Raw genomic sequence first — 10,575 nt, forward strand, 5'->3', positions numbered from 1 at the left:
ATTAAAGTAATGATTGATTTTTTGTTTTACTTCTTCATCGCAAGCCGCAACCATTAATGAATTCTTATTAAATTGAATTAAATCTTCATCAGTATAACCAAATGTAGACTTCAAGATTTCATATTCTTGCTCAAGAGTCGTATTTGAAAACATCATATTATCGGTATTAATTGTAATTAAAACGCCTTTATCTTGAAGTGTCTTAATGGGATGATGAACAGCTTCATCAAACACAAAACAATTTAAATTACTCGAGATACAAACTTCGATAGGTACTTGCGTATCTACGAGTTCTTGAACTACATTCAAATCTTCGATGCTACGTACACCATGTCCTATACGCTTGGCACCTAATTTTAATGCTTGATGTACATTTAGTGCAGGACCTGCTTCTCCTGCATGAATAATATAAGGCAAGCCTATTGATTTCGCATGCCTAAACAATGGTTCAAAATCCATCATATTATTTCCTTCAGCTCCCGCAATATCAAGTAAAACAACACCTTCTCCTAAATACTGCTTTGCTAAATTTACAGTTTCCATATTCGCGCTCATATTGATGGAAGCATCCGTGTAATTCATCATACATAGAATCAACTCTACATGAATTTGACACTTATCTTTCAACATATTTACAGCTTTCAATACTGCTTGTAACACTTCTTCTTGAGATAAACCATTCTTTGTATGTTGTTGAGGAGCAAATCTCAATTCGACATAAACTAAGCCTTGATGATCTAACATTTCAATCAATGCACATGTTGCCTTGATAATAGCTTCTTCATCTTGTAAGATACCAATCGGAAAATCAAAACGTTCTAAATATTCCACTAAACTTTTACAATTCAATGTATCTTTTAAATATGCTTTATATCCATCTAATGATCCACCTGGAATTTTGATGTTTCTACTTTGTGCAAGTTCACACAAAACTTCTGGTGGAATACTTCCATCAAGATGACAATGTAAATCAATTTTAGGTATCTTATATTTCATCTTGCCTCCTAATTTGCCTTCTTAAGCAAGATAAATGGTGTTAATTCGTCGCTTTGCCCAGCTGGGTTATCACGAATAATTTGAAGAAATTTATCATCTGTTATAGGTAATTGAGAATATTTACCTAGAATCTCACGTGAAATATCATTCGCGTCAACGATGACACACATAACACCCGTCTTTTGAAATATTTCATCACAAACCCCACCTGGATTTTTTGGGTTTAGAACTGCCGTAACTTTATAGATATCAAATGATGAATTTGGATAGAAACCATCAATTCCAGCAATGCCATTTCCAACAATTTCATAGAAAACACCACGTTTACCAAATAACTTACCAACTGCCGAGCATACTGAAGCATAAAGAATCTTAGGTAATCCAACAATATTAATCGCTAATTGTAATTTATAAGGCTCATCCATACCAATACCTGCACTTGAACGATGCGCAAATTTGCTCAAAAATTTAGCCCAAACTCCCAAACGAACATCCGCTTTATCAACGCAGTTGTTTTGGCACATCGAAATAACTTTTTCACTAATGGAAACAATATTACCCTCTTCATATAAAGGTTTAACATATTTTTCAATGTTTTCAATATAAGATTCCCCACGAGCAATAAAATGTGTGTGAATGGCTAAGCGATGATATGTATCATCACCTGCTTGAATATCATCACGTTCAAAATAAGTAATGTCTTGAAATGTTTTCTTTCTTTCATCTAAATTTCTATTCATATTCAATCTCCAACTCTTTTCTTACTGTTTATTTTATCACTAACTAAGACTTCTTGAAACGCTTATTTTTCTTCTTGATAGAACAAAGGATAAGCTTTTTTATCCACAAGTTTTAAACATATCGCAACACCGATACAAATCAAACCCATAAATGAAATGATTGTCCATACTATTTGCATGGTGTAATGGTCTGCTAGAAAACCAACACCTTTTTGCATAATCGCTTGAAAAAGTGATGCTCCTATGTAACTGATACTCCCAATTCTTCCTCGATGAGAGGATGGTATACGCCGCGTCATATAGGGTTGCTTACCCAGTGTACTTGCAATTTCACCTAGTGTAAAAATAATAATTGATACAAAGTAGAAAGGTATCAACCCTTGAATAAAGATATACATTGCAAGCCCTGTAACAATCAAGATTTCCCCTATTATAATCTTAGAGACATCTCTAATCTTTGGAAATAATGAAGTTAATAATGGGGTTCCAACAATTACTACTACCGCATTTACACTTGTGATTAATCCAAAATAGATAGCTCCTTTTGCACCATATAATTGTTCCATGTTTAACGGCAATAAGAAATTAAATTGTGAGTAAACTAATCCAGATACTGCAACATACAACAAATACAATAACATTGTTTTGCGCTCTTTCAAAATATGAAATACACTTTTGCTACTCGCATCTTCCTCATAGGAACTTGTAACAATATCATCTTTTGTTTTACTAATATCTTTGATTAATAGAAAGATAAGAATGGTACTTGATAGCGTAGATATCGCATTGAATATAAAAGCTAAATTCAGATAATTTTCAAATAAGAAACCACCAATTGTTGGAGCTAAAACAAGTCCAATATTTGCACCTAAATAGTTTAAACTGTATGCTTTCTCACGATCACTTGATGAACTTAAATCAGCAACAAGGGCATCATAACAAGGCCATTCAATTGAAGCAAATAACCCAGCGATAAAAAATAAAATCACAAACATGAAGGATACTTCAATAAACCCACAAATCAGATAACATACTACTGTTACTAAATCACAAAAAATAATAATATTTCGTTTATTAAAACGGTCTGCCAGCTTTCCTCCTAACAATGTAATTGGAATTTGCACAGCAGTCATTACCAACATTACTGTTGCAACATCGCTTGCACTCAGACCTAATTTATTTCTTAAAATCAATGTTAACATTGGCCATATTAACGCACCCATGTTGGTCACTATTCTACCAAAGAAGAGAACATACATTTCTCTTCTTAACCCCTTATATTGATTAAACATTAGACTCCCCTTTTTATTTTACAACTAGTAAAACACTCCTCATCATTCAAATGATCTTCAATTAAATCCCGAATAAATCCACGGAAGAATTTCGCTTCTTTTTCAGGTGTTTTAAGTGATGGATATCGTGCACCTCGTTGAAGATAATCATCAATCATAATAGAATACTCTTTTTGATCATCTAAACACACTCCATTAATCAATATTTTTTGATCTTTAATTTGTACATTAGAACTAAATCCCAGAGTACCGAGTTTATCACCTCTAAATCCTGGTCCTTTTCCTGATTGTAAACAATATTCCTTATCTAAACTTAATTCAAAAGCATCACGTATTTGCTTACCCATTACTTTTACAAAAGTAGGATTTAATTTAGATGGTGAGCAATGAATTAAATCCATTTTTGATACATCCCCTTTTAATGAATGATTAACTATCCCATGATATATCATCGCAAAATCACAAGGATGTAATTTCATCAATGCATCGCATATAAAATTAATTAAGTGACATTCATTCACTAAATCGTAATTCAACGCTTCGACATGAGCTACTGGTTCATTGAGTTGATCAATTGCCTGTTCATTGCATCGGTTTACCAATTCAATGAAATCTTGGTCTTTTTCTTCCTTATCTAAGGGAATCAATTGATAAGAAACTTGATCCATTTTATTCTCATTAAATGTGATATCAAGACAACCAATATATTCAGCATAACTTTTTGCTTGAACAATCATTGTATGATTGATTTTAAGTATATCATCTATTTGCGTATGGGAATGACCTCCAATAATAATATCAATTCCATTCACTGATTTCGCAATGTATTCATCACTTTCAATTCCTGAATGACTTAATAATATACATACATCGTACTCTCCTTGATACTTTTCAATTTCTTGTTGAATTGCTTGTATTGGTTCAATTGATTTTAAACCATCTAATTCTAAGAAGAAGTTATATGCTCCTTCTTTTAAACTTGCACTATAAAATGGCGAAGTCCCTATAATCAAAAAACGAATATCATTCTTGGTGATAATCTTACTATTTTGTAGATAGTTTAAATCATTACCATCTATTGTTTTTAAATTACATGATAGTAGCGGCATTTCTTTTGCAATCAACTCTACCCACTCCTGACCAAGTTCGGATTCATTGTTACCTACTGCCATTGCATCTACTTTTAAGTAATTCATTAATGTCGCACTAACCACACCCTTTGAACCAATTACCATTAAACTTTTTAAATCGCCTGTATCACCAGCATCAAGATATAGATCATCACTGGTTTTATATTTCTTTAAAAAGCTTGCTAATCGTTCCATATTTTCATATTCACTATGAATATCGTTTGTATGAAATATTCTCATCTTCTACACCTCATAGTCGATATTATACTTCAAATTTTGCCTTATTTATAGATAAAAAGACGGCATAGCCATCTTTTTATAAAATTTGTTTGTCTGTTAAAACTCCATTTATTTTCTCATAGTATTTAAGTACATCTTGTTTTGTCATTGATTTGCGTTGTTCACCTTCAATGATATCTAATATTCTACCTTCATTCATAATAATTGTCTTGTTACCATACTGTAATGCATGATCAATATTATGAGTAATCATTAATGTTGTGATGTGATGTTCTTGAATGATATCATTCGTGATTTTCATGATGTTTTCAGCTGTCTTTGGATCTAGGGCAGCTGTATGTTCATCAAGTAATAAACATTGTGGAGGGATCATTGTAGACATCAACAACGTAAGTGCTTGTCTTTGTCCTCCTGATAAAAAACCAACTTCTGTTTTCATTCTATTTTCTAATCCCAAATTTAATTTTAAACACTGATTATAAAATAATTCTTTTTCATCATTACTGATAGAGAATCTAAGTTTTCTTTTTGTACCTCTACCATATGCCAACAAGCAATTCTCTTCGATTGTCATATGAGGTGCTGTACCTTTTAGTGGATCTTGCGATAAACGCCCTATAAGATTTGCGCGTTTATGTTCTTTGAATTTCGTGATATTTTGTTGATCAACAAATACCTGTCCTGATTCGGTTTCAACACTACCACATATTACATTAAGTAGTGTTGATTTACCTGCACCATTTGAACCAATTACTGTTACAAAATCACCATCTTCAAGTTTTAAATTAATATCTTTCAACGCATGGTTCTCATTGACTGTATTTTTATTAAAGATGACATTACAATTCTTAATTTCTATCATGCTTTTTTCCTCCCAAATTTAATTTGAGGTACAACCATTGCAAATACCACAATTAGTGCAGAGAATAGTTTTAAGTCACTTGCCGGTAATCCCAAAACAAATGCATAAGAGATTAGTAAGCGATATAAAATTGCACCGAGTACAATTGATATCATATGATGAAGCATACCACGACGTTTACCAAATACAGTTTCACCAATAATGATACTTGCACAACACAAGACTAATGTACCAACTCCAGCACCATGTGCTGCTGTTTGTGTATATTGCGCATACAAACCACCACCCAATGCGACGATAGCATTTGTCATTGCGAATCCTAGGATTTTCATTGTGTCGGTATTAATAGAAGAACTTCTTACCATTGCTTCGTTATCTCCTGTTGCTCGTAGTGCTAATCCTGTTAATGTTTTAAAGAAGAAAACCAGAATCACAACTAATAAAATTGTAATAATTAACAAAACCAACACGTTACCAAAATCAACTCCTGCAATCACCAGTTTATTTGCGAAAGGTGTAAAGATTGTATTGATACCATATAAGAAAATACTTGGTTGATCATTCATAATTTTAAGATTAATTGAATATAACGCTGTCATGGTTAAAATACCTGCTAGTATTTCTTGTATCTTAAACTTTGTATGTAGTACACCTGTTACGATACCTGCAAGTGTGCCACCAATGACACCCAAGATAATTCCTAGTAAAGGTTGACCTTGCATCGCAAATATTGCACTAAAAGCTAATCCTGTTACAAAGCTTCCATCAACTGTTAAATCCGGTAGATTCAATACACGAAAAGCAATGAATAGTCCCAATGCACATATCCCAAAAATAATACCTAATTCAATTGCTCCAACGATTAAACTCAAAGACATATCATCACCCTACTTTACTAATACGAGTTTTGGATTATTTAAAATTTCTTCTGGTAACGTAATACCTAATTCATTCATTGTATTTTCATTCACAGTAATAAATAAATCATCACTAAATACATATACTGGAATTTCATTAATCGGTGTACCTTCTAATACTTGTACAACCATTTGTGCAGTTTTCTTACCTAATGCAACATAGTCAATTCCAATTGTTGCAAATCCGCCATCCATTACCATTGAATCAGCACCTGTGAACACTGGTATTTTAGCTTCCTTCGCAAGTTTTGCAAGTGTTGGCATTGCTTCAGCAACTGTATTATCATTTGGAACAAAGATTGCATCAACCTTTGGAAGTAGAGCACTTGTCGCTGTTTGTAAATCTATTGATGTAGAAATTGAAGCTGTTTCAATTTTAATATTTCTTTCAGCACAAACTTCTTTTAATTTTTCAAAATTTGAAACTGAATTTGTTTCTGATGGATTATAAATGAATCCAATTGTTTTAATTTCTGGTTTGATTGTTAACGCTAAATCAATGATTTCATCAATTTGAACCATATCACTAGTACCTGTTATATTGCCTTCAGGTTTTTCTAAATCCTTAACTACATTTGCAGCAATTGGATCTGTAACAGCTGCAAATACAATTGGTGTATTCTTTGTTAATGACATAGCACCTTGAGCAACAGGAGTTGTAATTGTAACCACTACATCTTGTTTATTTGCATCAAAGTATTGAACAATTGTTGGAATATTTGACATTTCATTTTGAGCATTCTTGAAATCAATTACCGCTTTGTCATCACCATATCCTAAGCTATTTAATTCTTCTACAAAACTATCATAAATCATATTAAGTGAAGTATGTTCTGTTAATTGAATAACACCTATTTTCTTCACTGATGAGGTTGTACCTTCATCTTTTTTTGTTGGTTGGCTTGAACAACCTACTAGTGCTAAACATACTAGTGCAATTAATCCTGTTTTGATCATTTTCATCTTTCTTCTCTCCTTTTCAATTATGCGTTTGATTGAAGTGAAGGATTACCTTCATATAAACAAAAAACGCCTATCCAAATAAAGGACAAGCGTTAACCTGCGGTACCACCTTTGTTGATAAATAGAATCTATTTATCCTCTCAATCAAAATGCAAACACATTTCTGTCTTATAACGGTGACTACCGTCCATAGATACTCGATTTCTCTTTCACTCGGCCCTCATGAGTCCATTTGTCAAATCGTCTTCTCTATCAGGATTCCACCCTCCCTGACTCTCTTTAAGCGACTAACTTGTTTTATATCTCAATCATCGGTTTGTTGTTTAGAATATACTCCCATTTCAATTCATTGTCAATAATTACACATAAATTTAATTTATTAACTTATCATCCAACATGTCAAGCTGACTCCACAAAGAAGTATATTTAAAAGAAAACAAGAAATTATTTTTATATTCAAAGTTGTGTTCATCTATCTTTATACTATAATACATATATAAAGTAGGAGGACATAATGAAAAAGTTTTTAAATGAATTCAAAGAGTTTGCAATGCGTGGAAACGTAGTAGATATGGCTGTGGGTGTTATCATTGGAGCTTCATTTAAATCAATCGTCGATTCATTAATTAATGATATTATCTCGCCTGTTCTAGGTTTATTTGTAAATGACTCATTAAATACATTGAGTATTACTTTTGGTACAGTTACAATAAGTTATGGAGCTTTCATTAGCGCAATCATCAACTTTGTAATGATGGCATTCATTTTATTCATCATTATCAAGGTAATGAACAAAATGAGAAAACAACCACAAGTAGTCGAAGTTATTAAAGAACCTAGTGATGAAGTTAAGTTGTTAACTGAAATACGTGATGCTTTAAAAAATAAATAAATAAAAACTATACCTTAAGTGACTAACTTTAACTCATCACAATAAGGTATAGTTTTTTTAATCTTTATCTATTTTTGATACTTTATTTAAGAAGAAATAACCGACTACAAACAAGATAACCAAAGCTAAGATTCCATATTTGCTTTGCCCAAACATTGCGGCACAAATTGTAATAATAAGTGGTCCTAGGAAGTCTGCAAACTTACCAAAGATATCAAAGAATCCAAAATATTCATTCGATTCATTCTTAGGTACAATCTTTCCAAAATAAGCGCGAGATAATGCTTGAATACCACCCTGTGCAATACCAACCGCTATACACAACACCCAGAATTCATAAGTTTGATCTAATTGATATCCATATAAACATATTGCGATATAAATTAGTGTATAAACTTTTAGAATATCTATTGTTTTAAATTTCTTCGCAAGCATACCTGATAAAATAGCAAATGGAAATGCAACGATTTGTGTTACTAACAATGCAATAATCATATCATTAGTACCTATTCCAACTTCAGCACCATAAGTAGTAGCCATCGAAATTATTGTATAGACACCATCAATATAACAAAAATAAGCAATAATAAAATACAACATTTTAGGATTATTCTTTATTTCCTTCATGGTTTTACCAATACGTCCAAATGCTTCCTTTATTTGATGATCATGATTCGCCAAATAATGAGTTTGTTTTACATTTTTCAATAAAGGAATGGCACATACTGCCCACCATATTGCAGTAATAAGAAATGATAATTGTGTGGCTTTCGCAACGGTTAACCCAAATGGAGTAGCTAATATTAGGTAAATTCCAACAATAAAGGGTAAACAACTTCCCAAATATCCCCATGCATAACCATAAGAAGAAACAGTATCCATTCTATCGTTAGAAGATACATCCACCAACATAGAATCATAGAAAATATTACAACTTGCATATCCAATTCTTGCGACGATAATTAAACCTAAGTATCCAAACCAATTGGTTGTAATACCCAACAATAAACAAGCCATTACACCAATGAATAAGAATACAGAAAACATCTTCTTCTTCATTCCTTTATAATCTGCAATAGCGCCTATCATTGGAGCACTGATGGCAACGATCAATACTGCAAAAGTTGTCGTTAACGCGAATAAACTTGTCTTTAATGCTTCAAATGCTTGAACATCCCCAAATAATGAAGCATTAGCGTTAGCACTAAATAAGAATTGTACAAGCCAATTATTACAAACTGCTTCCACCCCTGCACTATCTACTAACCCTCTAAAAAATACTGGGATTGTTGCGGTTAATATAAGAACAAATGCACTATTTGCGACATCATACAAAATCCAACTTTTTTCAGTTTTTGTAAGTTTCATTCACTTTTCCCCCTAAATTCTATGAATATCTTATCATATTTGACTTAATGAATTGTTAAAACTTTGTGAAATGAGAATGATTTTAAACTATTTTTGATATAATAAAGATATGGAGGACTATTTATGCCTAGTCTTATAACACACGAATTATTTGGTAAAGAAGTGTGCCGCTCTTTACCCTTACAATTAGAGAAAATCATTAACTCCAATATCGAAGAGTTTTCAATTGGTACCAGTGGACCAGATTTATTCTTCTATTACAATGCTTGGCCTTGGAAGAATCAAGAAGAAGCACATCGTATCGCAACAATGGGTGGAAAAATACATAATCACAACATTCATGATTTTTTTAAACAGGTCTTTGAGGAATGCAAAGCGCACCAAACCCAAGAAAAAATCAGTTATATATCAGGATTGCTTTGTCATTGGGCATTAGATAAAGAAGCTCATCCCTACATATTTAATCAAACAGAATCAACTAAAGGCGGTAATTCTTCTTTGCTTCATCGTCGGTTTGAATCTCATTTAGATTATCTCATGTTGAAACTCATTAAGAATCAAACACCAAAAGAATACCCAGGATACAAGCTACTCAAATATGATCAACATACAGTTGATGCCGTATTTGAAGTCTATAAAAATCCCCTTCATGACATTTATCAAGATGATATTGATCGAAAGACAATCGAAGGTTGTTTGAAAGATTTCTATCAAATTCAAAAAGTGCTATATGATCCAAAGAATATGAAGAAGAAACTTTTATTTGGATTTGAAAAGAATATATTGAAGAAACCATATGCTTTCACATCGATGATTGTTCCTCTTGAAGAAGATGAATTGGATATTCTAAACAACGCTCATCGCACATGGCATCATCCTTGTACAAACAAGCCTAATACGCGCTCCTTCGTGGATATATTTAATGATTCAATTCATTTGGGTCAAGAAGTATGTACCTATTTCTTCAACTACCTCAAAAACGAAGCTGAGTTAGATGAACTCATGGCATATATTAATAATCAATCATTTGAGACTGGTTTATCGATTGAATCAACTATGCGTTATTTTGATTGTATTTACGAAAAATAAAGCTAAAATTGACTTTCTTATCTTAAAATATTATAATTCTATCTTGTTTAGACAAGGAGATATTATGTTTAAGAAAAGGAAGTTTT

10 protein-coding genes and 1 other annotated feature are annotated in these 10,575 nt (G+C 32.2%); of the genes, 2 read left to right on the forward strand and 8 right to left on the reverse strand.

Translation table 11 applies throughout. The features are described from left to right. From add to RR643_RS09925, 7 genes are all read right to left on the reverse strand, one after another. Positions 1-996: adenosine deaminase (gene add, locus RR643_RS09895; protein ID WP_332483111.1), on the reverse strand; the 996-nt coding region annotated here is incomplete at its 3' end. Positions 997-1,004: 8 nt separating this feature from the next. Further along, the gene (locus RR643_RS09900) at positions 1,005-1,736 is read right to left on the reverse strand and encodes a hypothetical protein (protein ID WP_332472334.1); all 732 of its coding nucleotides are present in this window, start codon (positions 1,734-1,736) and stop codon (positions 1,005-1,007) included. A 62-nt stretch (positions 1,737-1,798) separates the two neighbouring features. Continuing rightward, complete coding sequence (locus RR643_RS09905) at positions 1,799-3,028, reverse strand: MFS transporter (protein ID WP_332483112.1); 1,230 nt, start codon at positions 3,026-3,028, stop codon at positions 1,799-1,801. Further along, positions 3,028-4,398 carry a bifunctional metallophosphatase/5'-nucleotidase gene (locus RR643_RS09910; protein WP_332483113.1) on the reverse strand — a complete coding sequence of 457 codons (1,371 nt, stop codon included), beginning with the start codon at positions 4,396-4,398 and terminating at the stop codon, positions 3,028-3,030. The genes RR643_RS09905 and RR643_RS09910 overlap by 1 nt, the downstream gene beginning before the upstream one ends. Positions 4,399-4,474: 76 nt before the next feature. Continuing rightward, complete coding sequence (locus tag RR643_RS09915; protein WP_332472337.1) at positions 4,475-5,260, reverse strand: ABC transporter ATP-binding protein; 786 nt, start codon at positions 5,258-5,260, stop codon at positions 4,475-4,477. Then, positions 5,257-6,138: an ABC transporter permease gene (locus RR643_RS09920; protein ID WP_332472338.1), complete on the reverse strand. Its 882-nt coding sequence runs from the start codon at positions 6,136-6,138 to the stop codon at positions 5,257-5,259. The genes RR643_RS09915 and RR643_RS09920 overlap by 4 nt, the downstream gene beginning before the upstream one ends. Positions 6,139-6,147: 9 nt before the next feature. Continuing rightward, positions 6,148-7,140 (reverse strand): ABC transporter substrate-binding protein, encoded by a 993-nt coding sequence (locus RR643_RS09925; protein WP_332483114.1) that lies wholly within the window; start codon positions 7,138-7,140, stop codon positions 6,148-6,150. 78 nt (positions 7,141-7,218) lie between these two features. Further along, positions 7,219-7,461 (reverse strand) — a binding site (T-box leader). Between the two features lie 193 nt (positions 7,462-7,654). Between RR643_RS09925 and mscL the strand changes: the two genes are divergently transcribed. Then, the gene (gene mscL / locus RR643_RS09930; protein WP_332472340.1) at positions 7,655-8,032 is read left to right on the forward strand and encodes a large conductance mechanosensitive channel protein MscL; all 378 of its coding nucleotides are present in this window, start codon (positions 7,655-7,657) and stop codon (positions 8,030-8,032) included. A 57-nt stretch (positions 8,033-8,089) separates the two neighbouring features. On the opposite strand, the gene RR643_RS09935 is transcribed toward mscL, so the two are convergent. Beyond that, positions 8,090-9,400 carry an MFS transporter gene (locus tag RR643_RS09935; RefSeq protein WP_332472341.1) on the reverse strand — a complete coding sequence of 437 codons (1,311 nt, stop codon included), beginning with the start codon at positions 9,398-9,400 and terminating at the stop codon, positions 8,090-8,092. A gap of 123 nt (positions 9,401-9,523) precedes the next feature. Between RR643_RS09935 and RR643_RS09940 the strand changes: the two genes are divergently transcribed. After that, complete coding sequence (locus RR643_RS09940) at positions 9,524-10,489, forward strand: zinc dependent phospholipase C family protein (RefSeq protein WP_332472342.1); 966 nt, start codon at positions 9,524-9,526, stop codon at positions 10,487-10,489. The last annotated feature ends 86 nt before the right edge of the window (positions 10,490-10,575 follow it).

This window comes from Anaerorhabdus sp., from assembly GCF_036637135.1.
GTDB lineage: Bacteria > Bacillota_I > Bacilli_A > Erysipelotrichales > Erysipelotrichaceae > Anaerorhabdus.

What these genes read in the sequence shown, in the direction of transcription:
- RR643_RS09900 (WP_332472334.1), bottom strand. Translation starts at nt 1,736, where the DNA reads ATGAATAGAAATTTAGATGAAAGAAAGAAAACATTTCAAGACATTACT.
- RR643_RS09905 (WP_332483112.1), bottom strand. Translation starts at nt 3,028, where the DNA reads ATGTTTAATCAATATAAGGGGTTAAGAAGAGAAATGTATGTTCTCTTC.
- RR643_RS09910 (WP_332483113.1), bottom strand. Translation starts at nt 4,398, where the DNA reads ATGAGAATATTTCATACAAACGATATTCATAGTGAATATGAAAATATG.
- RR643_RS09915 (WP_332472337.1), bottom strand. Translation starts at nt 5,260, where the DNA reads ATGATAGAAATTAAGAATTGTAATGTCATCTTTAATAAAAATACAGTC.
- RR643_RS09920 (WP_332472338.1), bottom strand. Translation starts at nt 6,138, where the DNA reads ATGTCTTTGAGTTTAATCGTTGGAGCAATTGAATTAGGTATTATTTTT.
- RR643_RS09925 (WP_332483114.1), bottom strand. Translation starts at nt 7,140, where the DNA reads ATGAAAATGATCAAAACAGGATTAATTGCACTAGTATGTTTAGCACTA.
- mscL (WP_332472340.1), top strand. Translation starts at nt 7,655, where the DNA reads ATGAAAAAGTTTTTAAATGAATTCAAAGAGTTTGCAATGCGTGGAAAC.
- RR643_RS09935 (WP_332472341.1), bottom strand. Translation starts at nt 9,400, where the DNA reads ATGAAACTTACAAAAACTGAAAAAAGTTGGATTTTGTATGATGTCGCA.
- RR643_RS09940 (WP_332472342.1), top strand. Translation starts at nt 9,524, where the DNA reads ATGCCTAGTCTTATAACACACGAATTATTTGGTAAAGAAGTGTGCCGC.